Origin of the sequence: Mesorhizobium sp. M1163, from assembly GCF_040318415.1 — a bacterium.
Classification (GTDB): domain Bacteria; phylum Pseudomonadota; class Alphaproteobacteria; order Rhizobiales; family Rhizobiaceae; genus Mesorhizobium.
Genome location: NZ_JAMYMF010000002.1, coordinates 32,751 through 59,110, shown reverse-complemented (window position 1 = coordinate 59,110; position 26,360 = coordinate 32,751). Strand labels below are relative to the sequence as shown.

Annotated in this window: 27 protein-coding genes and 1 pseudogene; 12 read left to right on the top strand and 16 right to left on the bottom strand. The window is 63.7% G+C overall.

Features of this window, described 5'->3' with window-relative positions:
* Nucleotide 1: 1 nt before the first annotated feature.
* The 6 genes from NKH43_RS02340 to NKH43_RS02315 all read right to left on the bottom strand — a co-directional run bounded on the left by NKH43_RS02340 (nucleotide 2) and on the right by NKH43_RS02315 (nucleotide 5,324).
* The gene (locus NKH43_RS02340) at nucleotides 2–280 is read right to left on the bottom strand and encodes a DUF982 domain-containing protein (RefSeq protein ID WP_352856393.1); all 279 of its coding nucleotides are present in this window, start codon (nucleotides 278–280) and stop codon (nucleotides 2–4) included.
* A gap of 90 nt (nucleotides 281–370) precedes the next feature.
* Nucleotides 371–1,177: an ABC transporter permease gene (locus tag NKH43_RS02335; RefSeq protein WP_023720592.1), complete on the bottom strand. Its 807-nt coding sequence runs from the start codon at nucleotides 1,175–1,177 to the stop codon at nucleotides 371–373.
* A 4-nt stretch (nucleotides 1,178–1,181) separates the two neighbouring features.
* Nucleotides 1,182–2,015, bottom strand: coding sequence for an ABC transporter permease (locus NKH43_RS02330; RefSeq protein ID WP_031194462.1), 834 nt, complete (start codon nucleotides 2,013–2,015; stop codon nucleotides 1,182–1,184).
* Nucleotides 2,016–2,032: 17 nt separating this feature from the next.
* The gene (locus NKH43_RS02325; RefSeq protein WP_031194461.1) at nucleotides 2,033–3,148 is read right to left on the bottom strand and encodes an ABC transporter substrate-binding protein; all 1,116 of its coding nucleotides are present in this window, start codon (nucleotides 3,146–3,148) and stop codon (nucleotides 2,033–2,035) included.
* A gap of 67 nt (nucleotides 3,149–3,215) precedes the next feature.
* On the bottom strand, nucleotides 3,216–4,310 hold the full coding sequence (locus tag NKH43_RS02320) for an ABC transporter ATP-binding protein (RefSeq protein ID WP_352494433.1): 1,095 nt from the start codon (nucleotides 4,308–4,310) through the stop codon (nucleotides 3,216–3,218).
* A 123-nt stretch (nucleotides 4,311–4,433) separates the two neighbouring features.
* On the bottom strand, nucleotides 4,434–5,324 hold the full coding sequence (locus NKH43_RS02315; protein ID WP_352641004.1) for a LysR substrate-binding domain-containing protein: 891 nt from the start codon (nucleotides 5,322–5,324) through the stop codon (nucleotides 4,434–4,436).
* Nucleotides 5,325–5,399: 75 nt separating this feature from the next.
* Here NKH43_RS02315 and NKH43_RS02310 point away from each other — a divergent pair, with 75 nt between their 5' ends.
* Both NKH43_RS02310 and NKH43_RS02305 read left to right on the top strand, forming a co-directional pair.
* Nucleotides 5,400–6,992: a zinc-binding metallopeptidase family protein gene (locus NKH43_RS02310; protein ID WP_352856630.1), complete on the top strand. Its 1,593-nt coding sequence runs from the start codon at nucleotides 5,400–5,402 to the stop codon at nucleotides 6,990–6,992.
* Nucleotides 6,993–7,025: 33 nt separating this feature from the next.
* Nucleotides 7,026–7,958, top strand: coding sequence for a dimethylarginine dimethylaminohydrolase family protein (locus tag NKH43_RS02305; RefSeq protein ID WP_352856390.1), 933 nt, complete (start codon nucleotides 7,026–7,028; stop codon nucleotides 7,956–7,958).
* Nucleotides 7,959–8,038: 80 nt separating this feature from the next.
* On the opposite strand, the gene NKH43_RS02300 is transcribed toward NKH43_RS02305, so the two are convergent.
* A complete protein-coding gene (locus NKH43_RS02300) occupies nucleotides 8,039–9,046 on the bottom strand; it encodes an ornithine cyclodeaminase family protein (RefSeq protein WP_023720585.1) in 1,008 nt (335 codons plus the stop codon).
* A gap of 158 nt (nucleotides 9,047–9,204) precedes the next feature.
* Between NKH43_RS02300 and NKH43_RS02295 the strand changes: the two genes are divergently transcribed.
* Nucleotides 9,205–9,666 carry an Lrp/AsnC family transcriptional regulator gene (locus NKH43_RS02295; protein WP_352856388.1) on the top strand — a complete coding sequence of 154 codons (462 nt, stop codon included), beginning with the start codon at nucleotides 9,205–9,207 and terminating at the stop codon, nucleotides 9,664–9,666.
* Nucleotides 9,667–9,772: 106 nt separating this feature from the next.
* Here the strand turns inward: NKH43_RS02295 and NKH43_RS02290 are convergent, their stop codons facing one another.
* Nucleotides 9,773–10,156 carry a YybH family protein gene (locus tag NKH43_RS02290; protein ID WP_352856386.1) on the bottom strand — a complete coding sequence of 128 codons (384 nt, stop codon included), beginning with the start codon at nucleotides 10,154–10,156 and terminating at the stop codon, nucleotides 9,773–9,775.
* Nucleotides 10,157–10,316: 160 nt separating this feature from the next.
* Entirely contained in the window at nucleotides 10,317–11,066 is a 750-nt protein-coding gene (locus tag NKH43_RS02285) for an SDR family NAD(P)-dependent oxidoreductase (RefSeq protein WP_352856384.1), read from the bottom strand.
* 97 nt (nucleotides 11,067–11,163) lie between these two features.
* Here NKH43_RS02285 and NKH43_RS02280 point away from each other — a divergent pair, with 97 nt between their 5' ends.
* On the top strand, nucleotides 11,164–12,057 hold the full coding sequence (locus tag NKH43_RS02280; protein WP_352856382.1) for a LysR family transcriptional regulator: 894 nt from the start codon (nucleotides 11,164–11,166) through the stop codon (nucleotides 12,055–12,057).
* A 72-nt stretch (nucleotides 12,058–12,129) separates the two neighbouring features.
* On the opposite strand, the gene NKH43_RS02275 is transcribed toward NKH43_RS02280, so the two are convergent.
* Nucleotides 12,130–12,561, bottom strand: a complete 432-nt coding sequence (locus NKH43_RS02275; RefSeq protein WP_352856628.1) for a VOC family protein — start codon at nucleotides 12,559–12,561, stop codon at nucleotides 12,130–12,132.
* A gap of 208 nt (nucleotides 12,562–12,769) precedes the next feature.
* Here NKH43_RS02275 and NKH43_RS02270 point away from each other — a divergent pair, with 208 nt between their 5' ends.
* Entirely contained in the window at nucleotides 12,770–13,972 is a 1,203-nt protein-coding gene (locus NKH43_RS02270) for an MFS transporter (protein WP_352856381.1), read from the top strand.
* 95 nt (nucleotides 13,973–14,067) lie between these two features.
* Here NKH43_RS02270 and NKH43_RS02265 read toward each other — a convergent pair whose 3' ends face one another.
* Nucleotides 14,068–14,970 carry a sigma-70 family RNA polymerase sigma factor gene (locus tag NKH43_RS02265; RefSeq protein WP_352856379.1) on the bottom strand — a complete coding sequence of 301 codons (903 nt, stop codon included), beginning with the start codon at nucleotides 14,968–14,970 and terminating at the stop codon, nucleotides 14,068–14,070.
* A 206-nt stretch (nucleotides 14,971–15,176) separates the two neighbouring features.
* On the opposite strand from NKH43_RS02265, the gene NKH43_RS02260 reads away from it, so the two are divergent.
* A complete protein-coding gene (locus tag NKH43_RS02260) occupies nucleotides 15,177–16,583 on the top strand; it encodes a DHA2 family efflux MFS transporter permease subunit (RefSeq protein ID WP_352856377.1) in 1,407 nt (468 codons plus the stop codon).
* A 56-nt stretch (nucleotides 16,584–16,639) separates the two neighbouring features.
* On the opposite strand, the gene NKH43_RS02255 is transcribed toward NKH43_RS02260, so the two are convergent.
* Nucleotides 16,640–16,864: a hypothetical protein gene (locus tag NKH43_RS02255; protein ID WP_352856376.1), complete on the bottom strand. Its 225-nt coding sequence runs from the start codon at nucleotides 16,862–16,864 to the stop codon at nucleotides 16,640–16,642.
* Between the two features lie 270 nt (nucleotides 16,865–17,134).
* Here NKH43_RS02255 and NKH43_RS02250 point away from each other — a divergent pair, with 270 nt between their 5' ends.
* The 6 genes and pseudogenes from NKH43_RS02250 to NKH43_RS02225 form a co-directional block, all read left to right on the top strand.
* Nucleotides 17,135–18,328: an acyltransferase family protein gene (locus NKH43_RS02250; protein WP_352856374.1), complete on the top strand. Its 1,194-nt coding sequence runs from the start codon at nucleotides 17,135–17,137 to the stop codon at nucleotides 18,326–18,328.
* A gap of 3 nt (nucleotides 18,329–18,331) precedes the next feature.
* Nucleotides 18,332–19,435, top strand: coding sequence for a glycosyltransferase family 2 protein (locus NKH43_RS02245; protein ID WP_352856372.1), 1,104 nt, complete (start codon nucleotides 18,332–18,334; stop codon nucleotides 19,433–19,435).
* Between the two features lie 63 nt (nucleotides 19,436–19,498).
* Complete coding sequence (locus NKH43_RS02240) at nucleotides 19,499–20,470, top strand: glycosyltransferase family 2 protein (protein WP_031195092.1); 972 nt, start codon at nucleotides 19,499–19,501, stop codon at nucleotides 20,468–20,470.
* 9 nt (nucleotides 20,471–20,479) lie between these two features.
* Nucleotides 20,480–22,264, top strand: a complete 1,785-nt coding sequence (locus NKH43_RS02235; protein ID WP_502895814.1) for an ABC transporter ATP-binding protein — start codon at nucleotides 20,480–20,482, stop codon at nucleotides 22,262–22,264.
* A 1,075-nt stretch (nucleotides 22,265–23,339) separates the two neighbouring features.
* Entirely contained in the window at nucleotides 23,340–23,558 is a 219-nt protein-coding gene (locus tag NKH43_RS02230; RefSeq protein ID WP_051409764.1) for a hypothetical protein, read from the top strand.
* A gap of 112 nt (nucleotides 23,559–23,670) precedes the next feature.
* Nucleotides 23,671–23,825 (top strand): annotated as a pseudogene (locus NKH43_RS02225) (SOS response-associated peptidase); the annotation flags it as partial.
* A gap of 326 nt (nucleotides 23,826–24,151) precedes the next feature.
* Here the strand turns inward: NKH43_RS02225 and NKH43_RS02220 are convergent.
* The 4 genes from NKH43_RS02220 to NKH43_RS02205 form a co-directional block, all read right to left on the bottom strand.
* Entirely contained in the window at nucleotides 24,152–24,301 is a 150-nt protein-coding gene (locus NKH43_RS02220) for a hypothetical protein (protein ID WP_023722376.1), read from the bottom strand.
* Nucleotides 24,302–24,304: 3 nt separating this feature from the next.
* Nucleotides 24,305–24,634: a DUF2934 domain-containing protein gene (locus NKH43_RS02215; RefSeq protein WP_023722375.1), complete on the bottom strand. Its 330-nt coding sequence runs from the start codon at nucleotides 24,632–24,634 to the stop codon at nucleotides 24,305–24,307.
* A 149-nt stretch (nucleotides 24,635–24,783) separates the two neighbouring features.
* Nucleotides 24,784–25,413, bottom strand: coding sequence for a BA14K family protein (locus NKH43_RS02210; RefSeq protein WP_023722374.1), 630 nt, complete (start codon nucleotides 25,411–25,413; stop codon nucleotides 24,784–24,786).
* A 174-nt stretch (nucleotides 25,414–25,587) separates the two neighbouring features.
* Nucleotides 25,588–26,349: an ABC transporter ATP-binding protein gene (locus NKH43_RS02205; protein WP_023722373.1), complete on the bottom strand. Its 762-nt coding sequence runs from the start codon at nucleotides 26,347–26,349 to the stop codon at nucleotides 25,588–25,590.
* Nucleotides 26,350–26,360: the final 11 nt, after the last annotated feature.

The following is a 26,360-nucleotide window of genomic DNA, read 5'->3' as shown; positions in this document are numbered from 1 at the left end:
ATCACGGTCCCGCCTGCCTGGACCGGTCCTGCGGTTCAACGGCTCGCTCGACCAGGACATGCGCTTCCCGCGCGGCCTCGATGAACGCGGCTTCGGTCCAGCGGTCGTCGCTCATAGCGCGGCGGCATGTGCGCCGTGCCAAGCCGTGTTTGGCGCTGCCAGCGTCGCGCCAGTGGGCTTCCAGCAATTCGACAGCCTGCCGTGCGTTGGAAATGTTGCGGATATCTCCCACGATGCCGACCGCAATCGCAACCGGCTTGGAAAACCATCCTTGATTCATGGCGAAGCCTTCGACGTGTTGAACTACCTATAACGAAAATCGTGGCGCAAGGTTTCATTCGCGCCAGTCACCGCGGCAGTGAGGCGGCCCTCACTGCGCCGCGCGCAGCCTGACCACGACGCTGCGCGCCACAAGCACCAGCACCGTGATGACGATCAGGATCACCGAGAGTGCGGCGATCGCCGGGTCGATGTTGTCGCGCAGGCCCATCCACATCAAGCGCGGCAGCGTGATGGCGTTGACCGAGGTGATGAACAGGGTGACGCCGATCTCTTCCCAGGACAGCACGAAGGACAACAACGCCGCGGTGACGATGCCGAACTTGATGTTGGGCATGATGATGCGGGTGGCGCGCTCCCACACGGTGGCGCCGAGGCCGCGCGCGGCAAGATCGATGCGGCGGTCGAGCTGGCTGAGCGACACCAGGATCAGCACCGTGGCGAAGGGCACCGTCATCACCGCATGCGCCATGGCGACACCCAGCCAGGTGTCATAGCCGAAGAACGACGAGAAACCCGAGATCGAGGTCAGCAGGAAATAGAGCGTGATTGCCGAGACCACCGGCGGTACCACCATCGGCAGCAGCACGAAGCCGACCAATGCTGCGGTGAAGCGCGGCTGGAACATCCAGACGCCGAGGCCGAAGCAGAGCGCGAGCACGGTGGAAAAGGCGCTGCTGACGACGCCGATCCTGATCGAGAGCAGGATCGAGTTGATCCAGCGCGGATCCTCGATCAACGCCCGGTAATGGCGCAGCGACAATTCGCCCGACGGCATCGCCAGCATGCGGCTCGGCGTCAGCGACACCGGAATGACGGCGAGCAGCGGCAACAGCAGAAACAGCGCGACCAGGGCGGCGAGGACCAGCGAGACGGGACCGGGGCGATAGGTCGGCATCGCGCTACACCAACTGCTTTGGTCTGATATAGCGGAACAGCAGCGCCATCAGCGCGCCGACGAACAGCACCAGCACCACGCTGATCGCAGCGCCCAGGCCCCAGTCCGGGCTCTGGAAGATGCGGAGATAGATCAACTCGGCGATCATCACGCTACGACCGCCGCCGAGGATCGCCGGCGTGACGAAGAAGCCGAGCGAAAAGACGAAAACGATCAGCGCCGAGCCGATGATGCCGGAGCGGGTCATCGGCACGAACACCGACCAGAAGGTCCGCATGCGGCTGGAGCCGAGGCCGCGCGCCGCCAGCAGCACGCGGTCGTCGAGACTGCGCATCGAAGAGGCCAGCGGAAACACGGCGAAGGGGATGAGGAAATGCGTCATGCCGACGATGACGCCGAACTCGTTGCGCACCAGCGCCAGCGGCTCCGAGATGAAGCCGACCGCCTGCAGCCAGGTGTTAATCAGGCCGCGATTGGACAAAAGCGCCACCCAGCCGAAGGCGCGGGTCAGCACCGAGATCCAGAACGGCACCAGGATGCAGAATTCGGCCACGACGCGCTGCACCGGCGTGCCGCGCACCCAGACAACGGTGATGGCGTAGGCGGCGGCAACCGAAACGATCGTCACGATCGCCGCGATGCGCAGCGTGCGGATAAAGACCGACTGCACCAACTGATCCGTGAGCAGCGCATTGTACTGCCCCAGCCCCGGCGTGGGCAGCGTAAAACTCCATTTGACCACGCCGAGGAATGGCCAGGCATAGGCCAGCACAAGAAAGAGGAGCAGCGGCGCCATCAACAGCGCCGCGCCCATCCTGTCGGAGAGGTATGCTCTCATCCGGTTATCCCGGCTTGTCAGGCGGAGATGATCTTCGTGTATTCGTCGAGTGCTGCCCCATAGTTCTTGGCGTACCAATCCATGTCGAGCGGGATCTGCTTTTTCATGTTCTCGGGATCGACCGGGTTGATGCGCTTCTTGTCGGCGGGGATCAGCGCATCGGTGGCCGGATTGGCCGGACCCTGGCCGAGCTTGTCGAACATGATGAGTTCCTTCTCCGGGTCCTGGGTGCTGGCGATGAACTTCATCGCCGCGTCCTTGCCGCCGGGATTGCCCTTGAGCACGGCGAGCGCGCCGGGCGAGATCAGACCCTGGTCCCAGATGAACTTGATCTTGCCGCCGGAATCCTGCTCGATGAGCGAAGCCCGGGTCGACCAGACGATCGCCATCGACGCCTCGCCATTGAGCAGTACGCTCTGGCTTTCGGCGCCGCCACCCCAATAGGCGACGACGTTCTCCTTGAAGGCGGCGATCTTGTCATGCGCGCGTTTGAGGTCGAGCGGGTAGAGCGAGGCCGGCGCGATGCCGTCAGCAAGCAGTGCCGCTTCCCAGCTCGACACGCCCCATTTGTAGAGCGAGCGCTTGCCGGGGAATTTTGCCACGTCGAAGAAGTCGGCCATGCCGGTCGGTGCCTGGCTGCCGTATTTCTCGGCATCGTAGGCGATGACATAGGAGAAGAAATAGGTCGAGGCGGCGTGTTCCCAACCGAAGCCCTCGCGCATCTTCTTCTTGTCGACGATCGTATAGTCGATCGGCTCAAGCATGCCCTGCGCGCCGAGCGTGATGGCCGAGAACGGATCGACGTCGACCAGGTCCCAGGTCGGGGCGCCGCTCTTGAACTGCGCCGCGATTGCGCCTTCGGTCGGGCCGGAGCCATCCATCTTAACGACGATGCCGGTCTCCTTGGTGAAGGCCTGGCCGTAAGCCGCGTCATAGGCGGTGATGGCGTCGCCGCCCCAGTTGACCAGCACCAGTTCCTTCGCCGCGGCAAAGGCGCCGGTCGAGCGCAGCAGCATCGGCGTGCCGGCCAGCACCAGCGCGGCCAGCTGCGTGAACTGCCGGCGCGAGATCTCTCCGCGCACGGCCCTGGCGGACAGCGCCTCGATGGAATGTTTCTTGGTTTGGTTTGTCATGTCAGTTCCCCTTTTTTGTCGTTGGTATTTCCTGAAAGTCAGCTTGGCGAATTCGCCACGCCGATCGTCATTGTCCTCCATCCGGAAGGAGGAAACCTTTCTCCGCCGGCCAGGTCAGCCAGACGGAATTGCCTTGGCTGAGCGCGGAAGCGGCAACCTCGTTCGGCACCGAGACCGTCATCTTGGCGCCTTGGCGCGTCGTCAGATCGAGCCGCGTTGCAGCGCCGAGATAGGTCGAGGCGACGGCAGTCGCGGCAATGCCGTTCTCGCCTGCGGCGGCTTCGCGGGCGATCGACATGTATTCGGGCCGGATCGCCAGGATGGCGTCGCCCCGGACCTTCTCGGCCTTGCAGCGCATGCTGATCGCGCGGTCTTCGCAGAGGCCCGTCGAGCCATTGTCGGCCGGGCGCACGCCCTTCAGCGGCAGCATGTTGATCTCGCCCAGGAACTCGGCGACGAAGCGGTTGTCCGGCCGATCATAGACCTCGTCCGGCGCGCCGACCTGCAGCAGTTTGCCATGGTTGAAGATGGCGACGCGAGACGACAACGCCAGCGCCTCGCTCTGATCATGGGTGACGAAGACGAAGGTGGTGCCGGTCTCCTGGTGCAACCGCTTCATCTCGGCCTGCATCTGGCCGCGCAGGCCCTTGTCGAGTGCCGAAAACGGCTCATCGAGCAAAAGTACGCCCGGCTCGAACACCAGCGCCCGCGCCAACGCCACGCGCTGCTGCTGGCCGCCGGACAATTGCGACGGCAGTTTCTTCTCGTGGCCCTTGAGCCCGACGCGCTCGATCATTTCGCCGACGCGGCGTTTGATCTCGGCCGCCGGTTTCTTGCGCACCTTGAGCGGGAAGGCGATGTTGGCCTCGACGCTCATATGCGGGAACAATGCGTAGCCCTGGAAAACCATGCCGGCGGCACGCTGCTCGGCCGGCCGCTCGGTGATGTCGACGCCGTCGCTGTAAAGGCGGCCGTCGGTCGGCTGAATGAAGCCGGCAAGGATCATCAGGAAGGTGGTCTTGCCGGAACCGGAGGGGCCGAGCAGGGTGAGGAACTCGCCACGGCCGATATCGAGCGTCAGATCATCCAGCGCACGGAACGAGCCGAAGCTCTTGCCGATCCCGATTGCCTTGATCTCTGCGGCCCGGCCGGGTTGCTGCATCCTGCCCTTTCCTTAGCGTAGGCGAAATCGTAGGCAGGGCGGCGGCTCACCGCAACCGAATAGTTTTCGCCTGATCGGCAAATTTGATTCATCTATGCGCCAATCTCCTCCTCAAGGGGGAGATTAGCGCTCCTTGTTCTCCGACAGCTTCGACCTCAGCCATCGCCCAAACGCCTCCAGCACCGGATGCGCTGCCTTGGCGTGCTCGGAAACCAGAAAATACGAGCGCGGCGAATTGATCGCGATGTCGAAGGGACGCACCAGCCGGCCTTCGCTCAGCGCCCGGCGACTGGTCAGCTCGTCGCCCATGGCGATGCCCTGGCCGGCAATCGCCGCCGAAAAGACCAGGTTCATGTCGGAAAAGAAGATGCCGCCTTCCGGGTCGGGGTTCTCGACCTTGGACAGGGCCAGCCAGCGCGCCCAGTCCTCGGTGTCACCGAGATGCAGGAGATTGGCGCGCAGCACGTCTGCCGGCTTGGAGAAGCCGCCGATCTTGTTGAGCAGCGTGGGGCTGCACAGCGGCGTGAAGGAGATTTCGCACAATGGTTCGACCACGCGGTTCGGCCAGTTGCCGACGCCGAAGGCGATGAAGGCGTCGGCCTCGGCATTGCTGACGTCGTCGAGGCGCCGCGGCGTCAGGATGCGCAGTGCGACATCGGGGTACATCTGCCGGAACTCGCCGATATGGGTGCACAGGAACAGCGAGGCGAAACCCGGCGTACAACTGACACTGAACGAGCCGCCGATGCCGGTGCCGGCATGGCGTGTCACCGCGTCGCCTAGCACCGTCAGCGCCTTGCGCACGTCGCTGGCATAGCGTTGGCCGCGTGGCGTCAGCGCCACGCCCTTGCCGATGCGCGCGAGCAGGTCGAAGCCGAGATCGCGTTCGAGCAGGCGCAATTGATGACTGACCGCACTGCGGGTCAGATGCAGTTCGTCAGCGGCGCGCCAGACGCTGCCGTGGCGGGCAAAACTGTCGAGCGCGCGCAGCGCCTGCGTCGAGGGAATTCTCAAGAGGTGAACCGAATTTGCATGAGTCGGGAAAACATATCACTTTTTGGCGAGGCGCTTCACTGCTTTCTTTCCGCCATGGAGAAACCGGTGACCTCGGCGCAAGCGACCGCGCTTGCCTGTCTGGACGACATCCAGCCGTCGCTGTCGGCGTGGACGCGGACCATCTTCGACTTCGGCGAGACCGCCTGGCGCGAATACCAGTCGGCCGCCTGGTATGTCGAGCGCCTGAAGCACGAAGGCTTTACCGTTGAAGAGGGCTCTGGCGGCATGCCGACCGCCTTCTGCGCCCACTGGACCAACGGGACCGGCCCGACAATCGGCATGTATGCCGAGTACGACGCGGTGCCTGGCAATTGCCAGGATGCGGCGACGGTGAAGCGACCGCGTCCGGGCCTCGGCGAACAGGCCGGCGGCCACACCGATCCGCATTCCGGGCTCGGCATTGCCAGCCTCGGCGGGCTGCTGGCGACCAAGGCGGCGATGCAGCGCCACGGCGTATCGGGCACGCTGCGCTTCACCGGAGAGCCGGCGGAGAAGGTGAGGGGATCGAAGCCGATCCATGCCGCGAAGGGCTATTACGATGGGCTGGCGGGCATGATTTCCTTCCATCCTTTTTACATGCTGCCGCTGTGCAACACGGCGCGCTGGGACACGCATTGCGGTGCGGCCTATGCGATGATCTACCGCTTCATCTGCGACGAGCCGGAACATTGGGCGAGGGCGGCAGGCAACGCGGCGCCGATCCCGCAGGCGCATTCGGCGGTCCGGGCGCCGGGCGCCAACGACGCGCTCATGATGATGTACATGGCCTCGAAGGCGCTACGCGATTCCATGCTGCCGCATCAGGGCGGCTGGTCGATCAGCGAGGCGATCCTGACGGCGGGGCAGGCGACCGCCGACAATCTGCCGGCCGGGCTGGCCGAGATCCAGTACATGATCCGCGTGCCGACGCTGGCGATGGCCGAGCAGGTCACCGCCGTGCTTGACCGCAATGCGGAAGCCGTCGCGGTGATGGGCGGCTGCCGCTATGAGCGGCACTGGGTGTCGAAGTCGCGGCCGGGGCTCGCCAATCACGTAATGGCTGGCATTGCCTTCGACGCGCTGGCGGCGGTCGGGCCGCCGCGCTGGGACGAGACGGCTAAGGCGATCGCCCGCGAAATCCAGGTCAATGCCGGCGGGGTGGCGAGCGAGGAGCCTTTCATCGAGGAACTGGAACTGCTGATCGAACCTCGCGAGGCAGAAGCGATCCTGCGCCGCGACCTGGCGCCGTCGCAGGTGAATTCGACGTCCGACGACTACACCGACATGTCATGGCATACGCCGACGGCGCGGTTCTATGTCGCTCGCCCGGCATTGCGCTCGGAGAACGGTCACGCCTTTCCGTCCTGGGCGATGAATGCGCTGGGCGGCATTTCTGCCACCATCGACCCGATGGTCATCTGCGCCGCAAAGACGGTCGCGCTGGCAGCACTTCGCCTGTTGGAAGACGAGGCCGCGCGCGACGCGGCGATGGACGAATTCGTCGCCCGCACCGGTGGCGGCATCGGCGGCTCGAACTGGATCGCGCCGCTCTGCGACTACGAGCCGCCAATTGGATTTCGCTGGCCGGAATACATCACCACCCCGCGCGGACGGGACTGGTGGATACCGAGCAACCAAGCCGCATGACTCAACCAAGCCGCCCCTTCACGAGGAGAACCCATGACCGTCCATGACCGCATCGTCACCGAGCCGTTTTCGCTGCAGCGCCGCAACCCGGCCGGCGGCACCAAGAAGCTGACCGCCTGGGGCTTCGCCAACGAGACCGACGTGCTGACCGACGTGCTGCTCGGCTCGCCCAATTTCCTGCGCCATCTCTCGACCAGCTCGCTATCGCGAAAACATCTGCGCGAGGCGCCTTGCAATGTCCAGATCGCGCAGGCGCAGCACAAGGACCTTGTCGCCGCCTATGAGCATTTCGGCGTCAACATCCACTGGCATGAGCCGACGCCGGAACTGCCGATGCAGGTCTATTCACGCGATTCCAGCGTGATGACGCCATATGGCGTCATCATCACCGCGATGGCCAACTGGTGGCGGCGCGGCGAGAACTACGCGGCGATCCGCACCTATGAGAAGCTCGGCATCCCGATCTATGACATGGTCACCGCCGGCACATTCGAAGGCGGCGACTTCAACGTCATCGAGGACGGCGTGGTGCTGATCGGGTGCGGCGGCGCCCGCACGCAGGAGGAGGGCGCCCGCCAGGTGCAGGCCTGGTTCGAGAAGGAGGGCTGGGAGACCCGCATCGCGTTCATCGACGAATATTACGTCCATATCGACCTGATGGTGGTGCCGATCGCCGAGAAGCTGACCGCCGTCTGCCTCGCCTGCACGGAGCCGGGCATCGTCGACTGGCTGAAGGGCAAGGGCCACGAGATCATCGACGTGCCGTTCCAGGACACGATGGCGCTCGGCTGCAACTTCATGTCGCTGGGCAAGGACAGGGTGATCGCGCCGACGTCCAGCCAGGCGCTGATCGGCCAGCTCAAGGCACGCGGCTTCGAGGTCGCGGCCATCGACATGAGCGAGATCTCGAAGACCGGCGGCGGCATCCACTGCATGGCACAGGCGCTGAAGCGCGAGCCGGCCTGAGGGGCCGGCCTTTAGCCCCAACGCTCCCACGAAAGCGCCATTGTCAGCAACGTCGAACCCGCCTGGCTCGCGGCACGCGCCTACAGCACGATGAGCTTTCCCTTGCGCAGACGCTTGGCGCAACGATAGGCGAGGTCGGCGGCGACCATGTCTTCCATCGCAATGCCCATCGCCTTGTAGGTGGTGATCTGTTGATTCGAAACGCGACCCGGCGCGCGGTCGAGCAGCATGGCGCCAAGCTCGGTGCCGAAATCCGGGTCGAAGCCGGCAAGCTCGCAAGAACCGACCGGGGTCGGTTTGAACGCATCCTTGGTTTCGACAAAAAGACTGGATTTGCCGATGAGCTCGATCGGCATTTCTCCGCCGGGCGGCGCCACCCCGACCGACGAGACATGCGTGCCCGGCTGGACCCAGCCTGCGTCGATCACCGGCTGGTAGGAGTGGGTCGCCAGGCACACCACGTCCGAACTGCGCACTGCCGCCTCGAGGTCGGCGACCGCCACCACCGACGGATGCAGCCGGGCAAGCGCTGCCGCATCGTCGAAGCTCTTCGAAGCGACCCGGATTTCGGCAAAGTCGCGCACCAGCGGCAACAGATGCAGGTGCTGGTTGGCCTGCACGCCGGCGCCGATCACTGTCGCTATCCTGGCATCCCGGCGGGCAAGCGCGCGCACCGACAGCACGGCGGAGCCGGAGGTTCGCACCGCGGTTATGAAGGTGCCGTCCATGATGCAGACCGGCAGGCCGGACAGAGGATCGAACAGGCTGATGGTGGCGAGATGGCTGGGCAGGTTCTTGGCCAGGTTGCCTTCGAAGACATTGACGATCTTGACGGTCAGGTTCATGTCCTCCATCCAGGCCGGCATGGCGAGGCTGTAGCCGGCTCCGGGGATGTCGAGCTGTGGTCGGGGTGGATTGACGACCTTACCTTGTGACAGCGCCTTGAAGCCGTCTTCCAGAACGTCGAGAAGCTGGCTGAGGTCGATGCACGCCATCACGTCGGCTTCGCTCAGCACCAGGATCTCGGTCGCTCCCTTGCTGATTTCCGCCGCACTCTTGCCGGCTGGGCTGCACGCTTCCTTGGTCATCCTGCACTCCTGTGTTCGTCGAAATCGGCTCACCACATCTGCTTTGAGTGGGTGAGGGAAGCGCAGGCTATTGCGAGGTTTTATGTGATGAAATACGTTGATTTTGGCATCTGTGCGTGAATTAAGCACACAAATCCCTGAGATAGAGTGGATTGTGAATGGACGATCTCGACCAGATAGACCGCAGCCTGCTCCGGCTGCTGCAGGAGGATGGGCGCCGGACGACGCTTGATCTTGCCGGGCGTGTCGGGCTGTCGCCGACCGGAACCAGCCAGCGGGTGAAGCGCCTGTTCCGCGAGGGGTTCATCACCGCGGTCAGGGCTATGCTCGATCCGCGCAAGGTCGGCAGGGGAACGCTGGTGTTCATCGAGGTCAGGCTTGACCACACGGCGCCGCATGTCTTTGACCGCTTCGCCGAAGCCGTGGCGAAAGCTCCGGAGGTTCTGGAGTGCCATATGGTGGTTGGCGGTTTCGATTATCTGGTCAAGGCGCGGATCGCTGAAATGGCGGTGTTCCAGGATTTCCTGCAGCGGGTCATCCTGCCTTTGCCCGGCGTGCGCGAAACGCACACTTTCGCCTCCATCGCCGATGTCAAGCCGAACGCCCTCTTGCCGGTGTAATCAGATGGAGGAGGGGAATGCTGTTCAGGGCGACGTTGAACGCATCTTCGCCACCTTGTCGCTCCCCCTAGCGCGCCTCCTGGTGCAGAGATGCCGGAGACCGGCTCTAGCCTTGCAGGGTCAGCAGGTTAGCGTCGCGCGCGAGCCGCCACTCACCATCTGGCTCCTTGCGCAGGAGCGTCAGCGCATATCCCGATCGATGGACCGGCTCGCCATTCGGCGGGGTCGCGGTCATGTCGATGCGGCTGCGGATGAAGGCCCAATTGCCGAGAAGCTGTAGTTCCACGATATCGCTCGTGCCGTCGATATGAACGCCGGCCGTCTCCTGCGCGGCCGCCGCGAAGATCTCCTTGTCGAAGGGTTCCCGGCCGGGAACCATGAAGACCGCATCGTCCGTCATCAAGCTGAGGACAGTCGCGATGTCTCCACGCTTACTCGCATCCATCCACGTCTCGACCAGCTTTCGGATTGCTGTTTCGTCGCCCGTCATCCGTTACCTCCCTGGCATCTCGCCGTCATCGATAGCGCACGGCGCTCCTCCGTCGCTGAAACATAGGGCTTAGATCGCTGTCGTCATCGATTGCGGTGGTCCTCGACGTCGCGCGGCGTGGGGCATGGTCCGCGAAACGGCAGGTCCTGGCCCTCGATGCCTATCGCCAGCCACCCGAGGCGGTGATGCGCTCGCCGGTCAGCCATGACGCCTCGTCGGAAGCGAGGTACACCGCGACGCGGGCGACGTCATCGGGCAGGCCGAAGCGACCGAGCGGGGTCATGGCGATAATCTGCTTCTCGAATTCGCTGCCGACGATGCCGATGCGCGCGAGGCCTTCGGTATCGATGCCGCCGGGCGCGATCGCGTTGACGCGGATGTTGCGTGCGCCGAGCTCCCGCGACATCGACAGCGTGATCGTGTCCACCGCTCCCTTGGTGGCGGCGTAGACGAGCGAGTTCAGCTGCGGATTGCGGCTGGCAACCGAGCTTATGTTGATGATGCTGCCGCCGCCCGGGCCAAAATGGCTCACTGCTGCTTGCGTGGTCAGAATGATGCCCAACACATTGGTGTCGAACTCACGGTGGAACTCGGCCTCGGTAACCGCTTCCAGCGGCTCGAACGCGAAGACGCCGGCATTGTTGACCAGGATGTCGAGCCCGCCAAACTCCGATTTCGCCGCCTCGAACAGGCGGCGCACGTCGGCCGCTTGCGACACGTCGCCCTGGACGGTGACGGCGCGGCCGCCACGGTCCTCGATCTCGGCGACGACGCGGTCGGCGCCTTCCTGTGACGAGGCGTAGTTGACGACCACCGCGGCGCCGGCCGTGGCAAGACCCTTGGCGATGGCAGCGCCGATACCCTTGGAGGCGCCGGTGACGATGGCGACCTTGCCGTTCAGCTTGCTCATCAAATCTCTCCTTTGTCGATGATGAGCGGTATTTAATGATGATCAAAAATCGTATTAGGATCATCATGATCCATTCTTTCGTGCCTGGAATTCCGGAATGACCACCATCCTCGAAAAGACCGCCGGTCTCGTCGCCTTCGTCCGCACGGTCGATGCCGGCTCGTTCCATGCCGCCAGCCGGCTGGTCGGCTCCAGCCCATCGGCGGTGTCGAAAAGCGTGGCGCGGCTCGAGCGGCGGCTGGGCGTCAGGCTGATCAAGCGCTCGACGCGCCGGATCGGGCTGACCAGTGAAGGCATCGCTTATTACGAGCGCGTGGCGCCGCTGCTCAGGGCGCTGGACGATGCCGAAGACATCGTCCAGCTGGCCGATACAGCGCGCGGCCTGCTGCGCGTCACAGCGCCGGTCGAACTCGGCCGCGGCCTGATCGCGGCATGGGCGCAGGCGTTCCTTTCGCGGCATGGCGCAGTCAAACTAGAGCTCAGCGTCACCGACCGCCACGCCGACCTGATCCGCGAAGGCTATGACGTTGCGGTGCGCATGGGGCCGCTCTCAGACACCGGGCTCATCGCCCGCAAGATCGCCAATCTGCCGATCGTGCTGGTGGCCTCACCGGCCTATGTCGAGCGGCGCGGCCGTCCGGCATCGGTCGAGGATTTACGGAACCACGAATTCGTCCGCTATCAGATGGCCGGTCGGCCCTATCCCGTCACTTTTGCCGACGGTACGATGATCGTGCCGGATGGGCGGCTCGATACCGATGATGGTGGTGCCATCCGCAATGCAGCACTTGCCGGCGCCGGCATCGCGCATCTGATGCGGTTCGCGGTGCATGACGATCTCGACACGGGCCGCCTGGTCCGCATCCTGCCCGAGGTGGTGATGCCGACCATGCCGGTGCACATCGTCCATGCGTATGGGCGACAGCTGCCGGTCCGGGCGCGGCTGTTCGTCGACTTCCTGGCGGGCCAAATGGCGGCACTGACGCGATAGGGCGGGGCGGAATGACCTCCGCAGCCGATCCGACGCCGTCGCAAGCAAGATTCTTGCCCCATCACCCGATCATCAGAACGTGATCTTCACTGAATCGGCGCTGCGGTTCGCCGGGCCGTGGTGGACGGCCTCGATGTTGTTGCCGTCGGGATCGAGCAGGAAGGCGGCGTAATAGCCGGGATGGTAGTGCTGCCGCTCGTCCGGTGCGCCATTGTCGGTGCCGCCGCCGTCGAGGCCGGCCTTGTAGAAGGCGTCGACCATGGCGCGATCCTTTGCCTGGAAGGCAAGATGGTGGCGCCCCGTCAGCTTTCCCTGGGCTGCCGGGCTGTCGGGGCTCGAGATGAACAGCTCGTCGGCCCAGAAATAATCCTCGGCGCTGCCGCCGATCGGAATATCGAGCACCTTGAAAACCGCCTCGTAGAAGCGGCGGCTGGCCTTGAGATCCCTGACCACCAGCTGGACGTGGTCGATGAGACGGCCGCGATGAAGTTCCATGCCTGTCAGCTCCTGATCGCCAGGCTGGAAATCTAGCTCAGCACGGTGCACCGTCAATGCAATGGAGCAATTGAGCGGCGCAATTTCCTGACTGGATAAAAAATGCAACCGGATTGTCGGATTCAAAACATCTCCAACGTCCTTCGGACGCAAGCGGCTCGGCGAAGCTCGAAAAGGTCGTGCCGTATCAACGCTTCCGGCATGGGAGAAAAGTGAAATGAGCCTTTCCTATCGTTGGGTTATCGTCGCGGCTGGCGCGCTGATGACCTGTGTCGCCCTCGGGGCGATGTTCTCGCTGGCAATCTTCCTCGAACCGATGGCGCTCGACACACAATGGTCGCGCGCCGGCATATCGAGTGCGATGACGCTGAACTTCCTGGTAATGGGCCTCGGCGGCTTCGCCTGGGGCGCCATTTACGACCGCTTCGGCGCTCGCATCGTCGTCATGACGGGCGCCGTGCTGCTCGGCCTGGCGCTGGTTCTGGCCAGCCGCACCGGCTCGCTGCTCGTTTTCCAGCTGACCTATGGCGTGCTCGTCGGCCTCGCGGCAAGCGCCTTCTTCGCGCCGATGATCGCGCTGACTTCCGCCTGGTTCGACACGAACCGCAGCCTTGCGGTCTCGCTGGTCTCGGCCGGCATGGGCGTGGCGCCAATGACCATCTCGCCCTTCGCGCGCTGGCTGATTTCGGCCTATGACTGGCGCACCGCGATGTTCGACATCGGCATAATCGCGTGGGTGCTACTACTGCCGGCCGCCTTGCTGGTGCGCCAGCCGCCCAAGCCCGCTGCCGACGGCGCTACGCCAAGCGTTGCAGCCGAGGGTGTCGGCATGACGGTTCCGCAGGCGCTGCGCTCGCCGCAATTCATCGTGTTGGGACTGACCTTCTTTGCCTGCTGCGCGGCGCATTCGGGGCCGATCTTCCATATGGTGAGCTATGCGATGCTGTGCGGCATAGCGCCGATGGCGGCGGTCAGCATCTACAGCATCGAGGGCCTGGCAGGGCTGGGTGGCCGGCTGCTTTACGGCGTGCTTGCCGATCGGCTGGGCGTCAAGCCGGTGCTGATCACCGGGCTGGCCATACAGGCCGTGGTCATCGCCGCCTATCTCGCGGTTAGTGAGCTTGGTCAATTCTACACGCTCGCCGTCATTTTCGGCGCCACCTATGGCGGCGTCATGCCGCTCTATGCGGTGCTGGCGCGCGAATATTTCGGCCAGCGCATCCTCGGCACGGTGTTCGGTGCAGTAACCATGCTGTCCAGCCTCGGCATGGCTTTCGGCCCGCTCGCCGGCGGCATGGTGTTCGATGCCTATGCCAGCTATTCCTGGCTGTTCATCGGCTCGGCCCTTGTCGGGCTTGGCGCGATGGCGATTGCGATCGCCTTTCCGCCGCTGCCGCGCCGGAAGTTGCAGCCGGCTTAAAGCAGGATCGGCGGAAAAGGGGGGCCGCTTGGATGGCAAGCGGCCGCGATCCAAAATGGCGGGTTTCAGGACTTGGTATTATGAAACGCGAATTGCTATGCCCGCAGAGGCACCACCTCGGCGCCGTCAAGCGTGTAGCGCGCGTAGCGGAAATCGCGAATTCTCGCCAATCTGTCGCCCGCCCATTCCAGCAGGATAAAGTATCTTGGCCCTCCGGCTGAGTCGTCCGGATCGATCACCAGAATGGCTGGGCGCCGATCCACCAGGCCTGGAAGCAGCCGCCAATCGTGGATACTCGCGTAATTGTGGAAGTACCGGCCCACTTTCGTGCGGCCGCTCGCCCGGAGCCGGTTGACGAGGTCAAGCCGCACGTCCTCGGCCAGCATGTCGCGGATCGTATCGAAGTCGCGGGCGTTGAACCGCTCCACATAGGCTGCCAGACGCGCCCGCTCGGGCTCGGCCAACACCGGCACAGGCCGATCGTCAGGCTCGCCGGCGACTTCGCGCAGGCGCAGACGGCCGCGATGCAGTGCGGCTTTCACCGCCGGAACGCTGCTGTCGATAATGTTGCCGATCTCTTCGATCGTATAGCCGAGCACATCCATGAGGATGACGCTGCTACGCTGCGCCGCGGGGAGGCGCATGAAGGTCTGCAGGCTTGCGGCTGCAGTGTGTCGACCCTCGGCCGACATGCCGGGGTCAGGTATCATGTCGATATCCTCGATGGCATGCGCGGCATCCACCCTGGCGCGACGGCGCAGGTGGTCGAGCGCTGCATTGTGCGCGATGCGGAACAGCCAGCCCTCGACATTGGCTATCGGTTCGGTCCCTGGGAACGCCTCGAGCGCCTTGACCGTAGCTTCCTGGACGACATCCTCGGCATCAATCACCGAACCGGTCATGCGGGCACAATAGCGGTGCAGTTTCGGCCGCAATTCGCCGAGCAGCCGGTCAAATGGCTCCCGTCCTTCTGGCGTGCCGGATGCTGATCCGGTCATCGCACAAGGATCGATTTCATTGCGTATCTCCCAGGGCAGGCGCGCCCGCCATGAGGCGCAGCGTCTTATAGACGCTCGACGATGGCAAAAGGATTCGGTCGAAAAAACTTTCTTTAGCTGGAATCCTTTGGTGGTGCCTCCGCGTCTCTGGATCATGGGACCGCGAGACTGGCGGGCCCTCTGTTCAAGCCGGAGGCGCCATAATCATGAGCAAGCAAAGTGCGGGATCAACGAAGGTCTGGGTTCTCGCCCTCACGTCGATAGGCTCCTTGATGGTCGTTCTCGATGCGATGGTCGTGGCGACCGCATTGAGCACGATGCGGGTCGAACTCGATGCCTCGCTGGAGACGCTGCAATGGACGATGAACGCCTATAATTTGAGCTTTGCCGTCCTGCTCATGACCGGGGCTGCGCTCGGTGACCGGTTCGGTCGCCGCCGTACGCTCGTTGCCGGATTGGCGTTGTTCGTCGCAGCGTCGGTTGCCTGCGCGCTCGCTGGAAATGCCGGATTGCTGATTGCGGCCCGTGCGGTTCAGGGCGCGGGTGCTGCAATGGTCATGCCGCTGGCCATGGCGCTGCTGAGCGTCGCTTTTCCCCCGGAGGAACGAGGCAAGGCGCTGGGTATCTTCAGCAGCATCACCGGCCTGGCCCTGATCATCGGTCCGATGGCGGGCGGTGCGATCTCCGAAGGCCTCTCCTGGCACTGGATCTTCTGGCTCAATGTTCCGGTCGGCATCGTTCTCATCCCGCTGGTGCTGCGTCGGATTCCGGAGAGTCACGGGCCGGGCACGGCTATCGATGTCCTCGGCGTCGTGCTGGTGACTGCGGCGGCATTTGGAGTGGTCTGGGGTCTGATGCGCGGCAACATCGTCGGCTGGAGCAGCTCTGAGGTGCTGTCGGCGCTGACGGCCGGGCTGGTTCTGGCCATCGCATTCGTCCTTTGGCAGCTGCGTACCCGTGAGCCCATGCTGCCTTTGCGGTTCTTTCAGGCGCGCGCATTCTCCTCGGGCGTCGGCGCGAACTTCCTGCTCTGCGCCGCCATGTACGGCCTCGTATTCCTGCTGCCGCAGTTTCTGCAGTTTGCCCAGAGCCGTGGGCCGCTCGGCGCCGGCATGGGATTGCTGCCCTGGACCGCCACGCTTTTCGTGGTCGCACCGATCGCCGGCAGCCTGATCAACCGCGTCGGCGAGCGCTGGCTTGTGGTGGCCGGATTGATCCTGCAAGCGGCTGGAATGGCCTGGCTGGCGCAGATCGCAGCACCTGATCTGCCCTACATCCAGCTAGTCGCGCCACTGATCATTACTGGTGCCGGCGTGTCGATGGCCATGCCTGCCGCGCAGAATGCGGTTCTCAATGCGGTCGCGCGGCTGGAGGTCGGCAAGGCTGCCGGCACGTTCAATACATTCCGCTTTCTGGGCGGCGTATCCGGGATCGCGATCGCCGGTGCGGTGTTCGCCGGGACTGGGAGCTTCGCGTCCACCGACGCGTTCAGCGATGGTTTCACCGCGGCGATCGACGTCTCCGCTCTGCTCTCGCTCGCCGGCGCGCTCGTCGGAATGGGGCTTCCGGAGCGTCGCACAGTGGCGCTCGCGAATGCCGGCAAGGAGGCGTAATTGTCGCTCGGAGGCGGGAAGCTCGCGCGAAGCGGGTCCCCGCTTCAAAACGCCTTCTACTGCCCGGCTGATGCGAGGGTGCCGCTCGCCATCAGGCCCCACAACTGGTCGGCGCTCAAGTGCCTGGCGGATGCGTTATAGGCCACGCGTCCGAGGCTGAGAACCACGATCCTGTCGGCCAGCGCCCGCACCGTGGAGAGATCGTGTGTGACAAGGATGACGCCGGTGCCGCTGGCGGCGATCGAACGGATCAGCTGCGCGGCGCGGCGAACATGCTGCATCGCAGCACCCTGCCGCCGATATCGGCGGGCCAAGGCAGCGCGCGAAAATCGTCAAAAATGGACAATTCGGGCTGGTTCCCGCTGTTTTTTGGCTTTTATTAGCCGCGCCTCACGTTCCTGTTTCAAATATGTCAACTTTTTGTGTTGCGTTGCACAATGGTGGCGCCTTATCCTGCGTGAGGGGGGCGCTTCCGATTGGAAATGCGCCGTGAACGACGCCGCTATGTTGACCGATTGGCAGTTTCGCCGTCCCGCCGGCGCACGCCGCTAATGGGAAATGCGCGCGACACCCAATTGGACGCGCTGAGGGCCATCGCCGTGACGATGGTGCTGTACGCCCACTTCTTCGCGGCCGGAGGATCCTCGTTCTGGGGCCATATCGGCGTACGTCTGTTCTTCGTGCTGAGCGGCTTTCTGATTACCCGCCTGCTGCTCGAAGCCCGCTCGGCCGCCGAATTCGAAACCGGACCGGCGCTGAGATCCTTCTATATCAGGCGGGCGCTGCGGATATTCCCGCCCTATTTCGCCGTGCTGGGTTTCGTCTGGCTGACGGACATGGAGCAGTCGAGAGGATCGCTGGCCTGGCACGCGCTCTATCTGTCGAATTTCTGGTACGCAGCGCAGAATGAATGGACGCCCTGGCTGCTCTGCCATTTCTGGAGCCTGAGCATCGAGGAGCAGTTCTATATCGCCTGGCCGTTGATCGTGCTGCTGGCGCCGCGCCGGCGCCTCGAAGCGATCTGTATCGGCGTTATCGGGCTGTCGCTGGCCTACCGGTTTTATTGGCCGATCGCGGGAACACCCGGTTTGTCGCGCGACCTGCTGCCGCCGGCGTCGATGGACGCGCTGGCGTCAGGGGCGCTGCTTGCCGCTTACCGGTCAAGATCCGCTGGCCTGCCGCAATGGCTTCGAGCTGGCTGGCCGTGGCTCGCCGTGGCGTTTTTCGTTCTGCAGTGGTTTGCGCCGGCGCCGGCAAATCCGCTGCAGGAATGGGGCCTCTGGCTGCTGTTGCAGATCCTGCCTCTCGCGCCGCTGGTGGTCATCGTTGCAAGCTGTTCGACAGGGGTTGGCGGCTATATCGGAAAACTTGTCGAACTGCCGCCGCTGCTTGGCCTTGGCCGCATCAGCTACGGCGTCTATCTCTACCATCCGATAGTGCTGTCGCTCATCGTCAAGTCGCAGCCCTGGATCCCGCTCAACGTCTCGGAGCAAGGGCCAGGGCGGTTCCTGGTGGCGGGAACGGTGACGCTCATGCTGGCTTCGGTTTCATGGCTGCTTTTCGAGAAGCCGCTCAACAGCCTAAAGCGCCACTTCCCCTATGTTGCCCGGAGAGGCCGAGCCGGCTTCCCGACAGGCATCGATACGACCAACAGCGGTTGGCTCGCGGCAGGAGCATATCCGAGCAGGCCGCTTGATGGCGCATCGCGCTTGCCACGCAAGTTGCAACGAAGCGGTCGGGGCTGACCAATGGCTGCTCCCTTAGTCTCCGTTCTGCTGCCGATCTACAATGCGGGACCTTATCTTGCCGCTGCGCTGGGTAGCATCCTGCGGCAGGATTACGATCGTCTGGAGGTCATCGCCATCGATGATGGCTCGACCGACAACTCGCTGCAGATCCTGCAGAAATATCGCCAGGCCGACAATCGCATCTCGATCATCTCACGCGAAAACCGTGGCTTGATCGCAACGCTCAATGAAGGCCTGGCCGTGGCCCGCGGCGATCTGGTCGCCAGGATGGACGCCGACGACATCGCCTATCCCCAGCGCCTGTCGCGGCAGATCGCGCTGTTCAATCAGCAGCCTGACCTTGCGCTGTGCGGTGCAGGCTTCGACACCTTGCTCGGCACCCGCGTCGTCAGGGGATCGCCCGATCCGATATTCCAGGACAATAGCCTGCGGATATTGTCGATGTTCTTCACGATCTTCATGCATTCCACCGTGGTATACAACAGGAATGTTATAGAAGAAGACGTTCTATATTACGATACCAGCTATAAGCACGCCGAGGATTTCGACCTGTTCAGGCGGCTGACCGACCGCTACCCGGCAGCCATGATCCCCGAAAGTCTGATCGCCTATCGTATCCATGACGACAGCGTGACCAACAGGCACAAGCGCGAAATGCGCAGGACGCATTTGAAGATCGTCGCCGAGAACCTCGAGCGCGAGGGGCTTGCACAAGAGACGCAAGACCTCCGCGACATCGGTGAGGTCCTGTCGATGGACACGGTTCGCCGTGCCGCCGAATGGATCCTTGCGCTGGAAGAAAGGATTGCCGCGCTGCCGGCCGAGACGAGGCCGAGCTACCAGGCCGGCACGCTGAACCTGTTCTATTTCGTCTATCAGCTGATATCGGGAGAAAGACAGCCGCTGCTGATGCACGAGTTTCTGACACGGACCGCGAAATGGAAGCTCATCCGGCGCCGCGAGCAGTACGTGTTTCGCACCGGTGCCTTCGCGCCGCGTTTCAGCCTCGCCTCGATGTCGGTCACTAGGCAGGTAGACGCCCTGTCGCGGTATCTGCAATCCGTGCCGGCCGCGGCGGTTTTGCCTTCGAACCAGTTGAGCTAGCAACGCATGTTCGTCAAATCGCACCAGCTCCAGCAGCGCGGCCACTCGACGGTGCCGGCGGCCATGTCGCCGCGGCCGCAGCATGGACCGGCGCCGGCGGTCAGCTTCATCGTCTGCACACGCGACCGCGTCGCCGTGCTCGAGCCCTGTATCAGGTCGATCCAGGCCGCGTGTCGTGCCCATGCCGACTTTGCCGCCGAGCTGGTGGTTGTCGACAACGGCTCGACCGACAGCACCGCCAAACGGCTGGCCAGCATCGCCGAACTGTCGGACATCCCGTTCACCGCTATTCGCGAACCACGACCTGGACTGGCGGCCGCGCGCAACGCCGGGCTGGAGCGGGCGCGGGGCCGCGTGCTGGTCTTCGTCGATGATGATTGCGCAGTCCACAAGGATTATCTGCACGATCTGCAACGGCACTATTCGGCCGGCGAACGGGTCATCCGTGGTGGCCGCGTCGAGATCGGCGATCCCCGCGACCTGCCGTTCACCATCAAGCGGTCGCCGGTGCGCGCGCGGCTTACGCCGGATGTCCATCCCGGTGGCTTCGTGCTTGGCTGCAACATGACGATGCACCGTGATGTTGCAGCCCGCATCGGCCGTTTCGACGAACGCTTCGGCGCCGGCGGCCCGCTGCGCTCGGCCGAGGATACGGACTATCTCGTGCGGGCGGTGCTGCTTGGGATTCCGGTCGAATATGTGCCCGACATGACGATTTACCACCATCATGGTCGGCGCGATCGCAAGGCCATAGAAAAGCTGCACCGCGACTACAGCATGGGCAATGGCGGGCTTTGCCTGAAACATATCCGGCACGCGCCGTGGCTGCTTCGCCATTTCTACTGGTCCATGAGGGCGGCCTTGCGCGAACTGAGGAAAGGCCCTCTGTTCGACCGTGAACTCAAGCTGTCGCACTGGCCGATCATCGGCATGAACTTGCTCGGCGCGGCCAAGTTCGCGGTGCTTTCGCTGGTGAAATCGCCGCAGCCGGCGCAAATGCGACAGGAGCAACAAGCAAATGCCGAGGCGAGGTGATCCGCAATCATGCGATTGATGCCGCCCAGCCTGCCGATGCTGCGCCGCGCGCTCGGGCAAAAGCAGTTGCGCCTGCTTCCGGCCGTGGTGGTGCTCGGGCTGCTCAGTGCGGCGCTTGAGGGGTTCGGCATCGGCCTGATCATCCCGTTGCTGAACATAATCATGGGGCAGGGGCAGACCGGCATGGCTGGCTTTTCCGCCGTCTTCCAGCATGTCGGATCCAGCCTGAGCGAGCGCGACCGGCTGATCGTCATATCCGTCGCCATCCTCGGCTCGATCGTGCTCAAGAACCTGTTCGCCTACGCCAATACGCTGCTGACCACCTTCATCTACGGCAAGGCAAGCCATTCGATCCGCAGCGCGCTGTCGGAGCAGCTGCTGCGGGTGGGCTACCCGTTCTTCCTGCAGCAAAGCCCTGGACGGCTGCTCAACATCATCTCCAACGAATCCTGGCGGGCCTCGGATGCCATCCAGATCACGCTGGGGGCAATCGTCAACGCATCGGCCGCGATCATCCTGCTGACCTTCCTGCTGCTCCTGTCGTGGCAGATGACGCTGCTGGTCACGCTGGGCCTGGCGCTGGTGCAGGTCGCGCACGCCATGCTGTCGGCCAATCTGAAGGCGCCGAGCCGCAGCGTCGCCTCCCGCAACAGCCAGCTCGCATCACAGATGCTGCATCTGGTGCATGCCGGACGGCTGATCCGCATCTTCGGCCAGGAGCAACGCGAGAAGGCGGCATTCGACCAGGCATCGGATGCAGTGCGCCGGGCGGCGTTCGTGCTTTTGACGCGTCAGGGAGCGTTGCCGCCGCTGACCGAGGTTCTGCACGCCATGCTGTTCCTGGCGGTGGTGATCGGCGCCTGGTTCGCCAATGTCAGCTTCCCGCTGATCGTCGCCTTCGTCATCCTGCTCTACAGGCTGCAGCCCTACATGCGGTCGCTGCAAATGGCCTGGAGCCAGTTGCAGGGCCTGAGCGGATCGCTTGAAGAGGTGACGTGGATGCTGGACCCATCCGGTAAGCCCGAGCCGCCGCAAGGTGACGCGGCGTTCCCCGGGCTCAGCCAAGGCATCAAGTTCGAGGACGTCACCTTTACCTATTCTGGTTCGGAACAGCGCGCGGTGGTGCTGCATGCGGCGAATTTCGACATCCGCAGCGGCCGCTCGACCGCGCTGATCGGCCGCTCTGGCGCCGGCAAGACGACGATCGTCAATCTCCTGTGCCGCTTCGTCGAACCGGATAGCGGCAGGATCCTCGTCGATGGATCGCCTCTGGACCGCATCGACCCCAGCCAATGGCGAAAGCACATCGCGCTCGCCAGCCAGGAGCTGGAGCTGGTCGACGGCACGATTTTCGACAACATTATCTACGGCCAGGACGCGGCCTCGGCCGATGACGCCGAGCGCGCGGCAAAACTGGCCGAAGCGCATGGCTTCATCGAGCAACTGCCGCAAGGCTACAGGACCGTCGTCGGCTACCGCGGCGTCAACCTCTCGGCGGGACAGCGGCAGCGGATCGCGCTGGCCAGAGCCCTGGTGCGCGATCCCGATATCCTCATCCTCGACGAAGCCACCAATGCGGTGGACGGGCTGTCGGAAGCGGCGATCGTCGAGACGCTGAAGTCGCGCGCCGGCCGCCGCACCACCATCGTCATCAGCCACCATCGCAGCACCATCTCGTTCTGCGACGACGTGGTGATCCTGAGCCACGGCCGCGTGAAAAAGCAGGCGCCCTTCGCGGCGCTCGCGACGCTCAGCATGGACGAGCTTTACCAGCACGAGGCGCTGGAGGGCTGAGGGCGCCCCCCGCTGCGTGCGCGCGCTGGGAGGTCGTCTCGGATGTCAAGCCAGGTCAAGCATCTCAGGGCGAGGAGCCCTCCGCCATGCTCTCTGCAGGATTTCTGGGATGATGAGTGATCCCGAGCTTACCCGCTTTCGATCTGGAGCGTACAGAACCAAGGGTCCGCCTGCCAAATCCATCAATGGCAGGCGGACCCTAATCAGCGCTGAAGGGACTGATTCTGCGCCGATCTCTCCTCGAGGAGGTGACGCCATCAACTGAAGACGGGCGCAGTTGTTCCCGGCGCCGGCCGTACACGAGACCATTGCGCAGGCAGGTCAGACTTAGGTCCTATAAACGGGCATCGCTGGCTGGAGTGAACATCGGGTCTGCTCGGTGGTAGCGAAACTTCGGCCGGAGGTCGACGCAGCCATTGGGTTCCGGGGCATGGCTCGGCGCTGATCATAGGCGGCGATCGATCCCCGCACGCCTGATGGAGGGGCGCTTGCATTCCTGCGGAATGCCCATCCACCGGCGCCAAGTGAAGTTCTCCAAGCGGTACGGGCTCAGCGGTCGTCAAGCTGTTGCTAATATGCAGCACAGGCAGCGCTCTATGAACAGCGTCGCTTGGAACCGCTACCTCCGACCAACCGTTAGTGTCACAATGACGAACCAAAAAGTGAGGCTGACGATGGACCCGCTGCAAAACAACACGTTGGAGATCTGGTGTCTTGCGGCTGTTCCGCTGTCACTGCTCCTTACGGTGTTATTAGCCGGATTTATTCTTTAGCTGACCCAACGAGGCCGGCTTTGCGGACCGGGCCAGGAAGATGAAAATGACGGCCATTAGGCACGGTAGGGTCGCGGACACCCCGTGGCACCAGGCCGTGGCTGCCTTTTCCAACGTGCCCCCATAATCGGCTCTTTCGAGCGGTCCGGCTCGCGGCGATTGCTCGCGGCGCCGTGGCGAGGGCGAGCATCCGAGCTCGTACGTTTTTTACACAATCTCTGATTGGTGGACTCGCCCGACGCCATCGACGTTAATTTTGCGTTAGCGACAGGAGGGGGAAGATCGCTAACGGGAGGAAGAAAATGAAAGAAAACTACGATCTGACGATCGACTACGACGACGTGCCTTACGACAACAAGCCTTACGATCTAGCCACATTCGCAAGGAAGCACGGGCTCAACATTCGAGCCGCCGAGCTTCTTCTTTTCGCCAAGGGCCCGTCTCGAGCGGCCTGCGATGCCGCGGCGAGGGCTTTTCTGGCGGCAGTCGCCGCACAAGCTATGAGACAATCGGCGCGGTAGGTCTCACAAAGCCATTGCTGACACGGCCTGCCGTGTCAGCAACCTAACGGACAGCGCTGGAAATTCCGGGCCGTTTCCAACAAGATGCCTAAGCATCCGGGAACGGCCTGAAATGTGCAATCTTTACAATATCACGACCAGCAGGAGGCCATTCGCCAGTGGACCCGCGCCTTGCGGGATATCCTCGGCAATCTCGAACCCTCCATCGACATCTATCCCAACCAGCCAGGCCCTGTGGTGCGCAACACGCCGGACGGCGAACGCGAATTCAATTCGCCCGTGACATTTTTGTTCCCGTTTTGTTCAATTTGACCAGAAACTAGTGGAGGCATCGCCCACATTGCAAGCGAACGCTTCGTCACTGAAAGGTTTATGCCGCTTGCGCGAGGTGCATCAGGTACGGTTCTGAACAATTTGCATACCGTGCTAAAATCCGCGGGCGACCGCGATGGGCGTCGTTACCTGCTTCTGGACGCACCATGTTCTCGTAAACTGTCCGGCGCAGAGATGCGTGGCCGCCGTCTTCGCAGGCTCAGGTTCCGTCAGGCATCCGGCGCGGCTGCCTGGCAAGCGACAACACGCCCAACGCCGCCTCAATGCTTCTTGAAATACTGCACCTCACGTTCGTGCTTCTCCGCAGCCTCGCGGCTGTCAAACGTCCCGAGATTGCGGCGCTTGCCGGTCTTTTCGTCCTTCTTGCGCGAATAGAGGCGGTATTTTCCGTCTTTGAGTTTTCTGATCATCTGTCACTCCCCGAGCCGCTGCTTCCCCTTGAGGTTGCGCGCGGCTTGTTCGATCGCCGCCCGGTCGTTGCCCAGCCTGTCGATCAGCTCCTGTGCCTGTTCGCCCGATATGCCGGTGCGCACCGCCAGGGCCTCCACCGTCAAGACGTCGGAACTCGCGAACTCGCGGGTTTCCGGCAGGGCATCGCCTGCCGTCAGCGGCAGGGCTGCCTCCCTGTCGATCTCGGCCTCAGCCCGGTGCCAGTGCCGCTCGGGATCGCCATGGATCCCGCCTTCGCGTTCCCAGATCTGGTATGCGCGCTCACGAATCTTGTCGTCCCGTTCGTCGCCCATCTTAATTCCTCCTTTGCCTGTCGGATGAACGCCGCGCCGATCCGAACGATCCAAAAAAATTTGCGTGATCGTTGGTTAGCCGCTCGAGGGTGGGATCGCACAAGACACCATGCCCTTCGGTCCGCTAGCCCGCCATCCGGCGCGCCAGCCTACTCGCACTGCCGACGTGGCCCGCCGGAATACGGTTGATAGCTGTTGTCCTCCGGCCGGTACGAGCGGTAGCGGCTGAAGCAGTATTGGACGTGGTCGGATGAGAACTCGGCGCCGCCGGGTTCATCCGGTGGCGGGTAGCCCTCCACTGACGACGTATCGCTCGCCTCGACGTAGCTGCCGTCATCGGCGGCGTCGAGATAGGGCGATATGCAGGGGCGCTGTTGGCCGCTGTAGGATGTGTAGCGGTTGTCGCCTGGCCTGTAGGAGCGGTAGCGGCTGGCGCACCATTCGACATGGGCGGCGGGCAGCGTCTGCTGCTCTTCCACCGCCGGCTTGATGGAGCCGGTGGTGTCGGGTGTCGAAGCTGCGGCGGTGTCGGCGGGTTTCGAGCTGCGATCAACTTCCGAGGTGCGAACGGGAACCGGGCGGGCCGGGAGGCGCTCGAGGCGCTGCGAGGCCGGGTTTACCGGGCGCGGATCCTTGGCCCACAGTTCGGCGACGCTGGAGACCGGGGCGGGCGGCCGCACCGGCTTGGCTATCAATAGCCAGGTGGCGAATGCGAGGCCGCTGGCGAATACGGCGAGCGTCAGGACGAAGCCGCCAAAGATTGCGAACAAAGCTTTCATGCCGCGCTCCTTCGCCTCCCGGTTAAGGAAATGCGGGGGCGGGGAATCCGGTTCCAGGAAAGAGCGCGGGGGGAGAGGATTTCAAAAAAGGAAGACCCCTCTCCGTCTCGGCATCGCCGAGCCACCTCTCCCCGCTTTGCGGGGCGAGGAACCCAAGATCGCGTAGGGGGCCTTTCAGTGCAGGCCGAATTCGCGCAGCAGTTCTTCGCGGTAGCGTACGAAGCGGCTTTCGCTGCGCTCGCGCGGGCGGGGCAGGTCGATGTCGATCAGCCGCGCCGCGCCGCCTTTCTCCTTGGGCAGGATCAGCACCCTGTCGGCCAGGTAGATCGCTTCCTCGAGGTCGTGCGTCACCATCACCATGGTGACGTTCTCCTCGCTCCAAATGCGCGCCAGTTCCTCCTGCATGCCGATCTTGGTCATCGCGTCAAGCGCGCCCAGCGGCTCGTCGAGCAGCAGGATTTCGGGCTGCACGGTCAAGGCGCGGGCGATGCCGACGCGCTGCGCCATGCCGCCCGACAGCTGCCTCGGGAAAGCATCGCCGAATTCGGCGAGGCCGACGAGCGCGATATAGAAGCGCGCCCGTTCCTCGGCCTCGGCCTTCGGCACGCCGCGCACTTCGAGGCCGAAGGCGACATTGCCGAGCACGGTCAGCCAGGGCAGCAGGCGCGGTTCCTGGAAGATCACCGCGCGCTCGGCGCCGACGCCGTGCACCGGCTTGCCGTCGATGGCGACGCCGCCGCTGTCGGCGGCCTCCAGCCCGGCAAGAATGCGCAGCAGCGTGGTCTTGCCAGATCCGCTGGCGCCGACGATGACCAGGCATTCGCCCGAGCGGATGTCGAGGTTGAGGGTCCTCAGCACGGCAAGCGAGCGCCCGCCGATGCTGAACGATTTGGACAGGTCGCGTATGCTGACCTCACCGCCGCTTGTGCTGCTCATCGCGCTCGTCT

Excerpts from the sequence above, each read along its gene's own strand:
- NKH43_RS02260 (WP_352856377.1), top strand. The coding sequence starts at position 15,177 with ATGAGCAAGCAAAGTGCGGGATCAACGAAGGTCTGGGTTCTCGCCCTC.
- NKH43_RS02335 (WP_023720592.1), bottom strand. The coding sequence starts at position 1,177 with ATGCCGACCTATCGCCCCGGTCCCGTCTCGCTGGTCCTCGCCGCCCTG.
- NKH43_RS02215 (WP_023722375.1), bottom strand. The coding sequence starts at position 24,634 with ATGGGCGACGAACGGGACGACAAGATTCGTGAGCGCGCATACCAGATC.
- NKH43_RS02230 (WP_051409764.1), top strand. The coding sequence starts at position 23,340 with ATGAAAGAAAACTACGATCTGACGATCGACTACGACGACGTGCCTTAC.
- NKH43_RS02310 (WP_352856630.1), top strand. The coding sequence starts at position 5,400 with ATGGAGAAACCGGTGACCTCGGCGCAAGCGACCGCGCTTGCCTGTCTG.
- NKH43_RS02300 (WP_023720585.1), bottom strand. The coding sequence starts at position 9,046 with ATGACCAAGGAAGCGTGCAGCCCAGCCGGCAAGAGTGCGGCGGAAATC.
- NKH43_RS02235 (WP_502895814.1), top strand. The coding sequence starts at position 20,480 with ATGCGATTGATGCCGCCCAGCCTGCCGATGCTGCGCCGCGCGCTCGGG.
- NKH43_RS02270 (WP_352856381.1), top strand. The coding sequence starts at position 12,770 with ATGAGCCTTTCCTATCGTTGGGTTATCGTCGCGGCTGGCGCGCTGATG.
- NKH43_RS02320 (WP_352494433.1), bottom strand. The coding sequence starts at position 4,310 with ATGCAGCAACCCGGCCGGGCCGCAGAGATCAAGGCAATCGGGATCGGC.
- NKH43_RS02330 (WP_031194462.1), bottom strand. The coding sequence starts at position 2,015 with ATGAGAGCATACCTCTCCGACAGGATGGGCGCGGCGCTGTTGATGGCG.
- NKH43_RS02305 (WP_352856390.1), top strand. The coding sequence starts at position 7,026 with ATGACCGTCCATGACCGCATCGTCACCGAGCCGTTTTCGCTGCAGCGC.
- NKH43_RS02285 (WP_352856384.1), bottom strand. The coding sequence starts at position 11,066 with ATGAGCAAGCTGAACGGCAAGGTCGCCATCGTCACCGGCGCCTCCAAG.
- NKH43_RS02255 (WP_352856376.1), bottom strand. The coding sequence starts at position 16,864 with ATGCAGCATGTTCGCCGCGCCGCGCAGCTGATCCGTTCGATCGCCGCC.
- NKH43_RS02265 (WP_352856379.1), bottom strand. The coding sequence starts at position 14,970 with ATGACCGGATCAGCATCCGGCACGCCAGAAGGACGGGAGCCATTTGAC.
- NKH43_RS02340 (WP_352856393.1), bottom strand. The coding sequence starts at position 280 with ATGAATCAAGGATGGTTTTCCAAGCCGGTTGCGATTGCGGTCGGCATC.
- NKH43_RS02205 (WP_023722373.1), bottom strand. The coding sequence starts at position 26,349 with ATGAGCAGCACAAGCGGCGGTGAGGTCAGCATACGCGACCTGTCCAAA.
- NKH43_RS02240 (WP_031195092.1), top strand. The coding sequence starts at position 19,499 with ATGTCGCCGCGGCCGCAGCATGGACCGGCGCCGGCGGTCAGCTTCATC.
- NKH43_RS02220 (WP_023722376.1), bottom strand. The coding sequence starts at position 24,301 with ATGATCAGAAAACTCAAAGACGGAAAATACCGCCTCTATTCGCGCAAG.
- NKH43_RS02250 (WP_352856374.1), top strand. The coding sequence starts at position 17,135 with ATGGGAAATGCGCGCGACACCCAATTGGACGCGCTGAGGGCCATCGCC.
- NKH43_RS02280 (WP_352856382.1), top strand. The coding sequence starts at position 11,164 with ATGACCACCATCCTCGAAAAGACCGCCGGTCTCGTCGCCTTCGTCCGC.
- NKH43_RS02325 (WP_031194461.1), bottom strand. The coding sequence starts at position 3,148 with ATGACAAACCAAACCAAGAAACATTCCATCGAGGCGCTGTCCGCCAGG.
- NKH43_RS02290 (WP_352856386.1), bottom strand. The coding sequence starts at position 10,156 with ATGACGGGCGACGAAACAGCAATCCGAAAGCTGGTCGAGACGTGGATG.
- NKH43_RS02245 (WP_352856372.1), top strand. The coding sequence starts at position 18,332 with ATGGCTGCTCCCTTAGTCTCCGTTCTGCTGCCGATCTACAATGCGGGA.
- NKH43_RS02210 (WP_023722374.1), bottom strand. The coding sequence starts at position 25,413 with ATGAAAGCTTTGTTCGCAATCTTTGGCGGCTTCGTCCTGACGCTCGCC.
- NKH43_RS02295 (WP_352856388.1), top strand. The coding sequence starts at position 9,205 with ATGGACGATCTCGACCAGATAGACCGCAGCCTGCTCCGGCTGCTGCAG.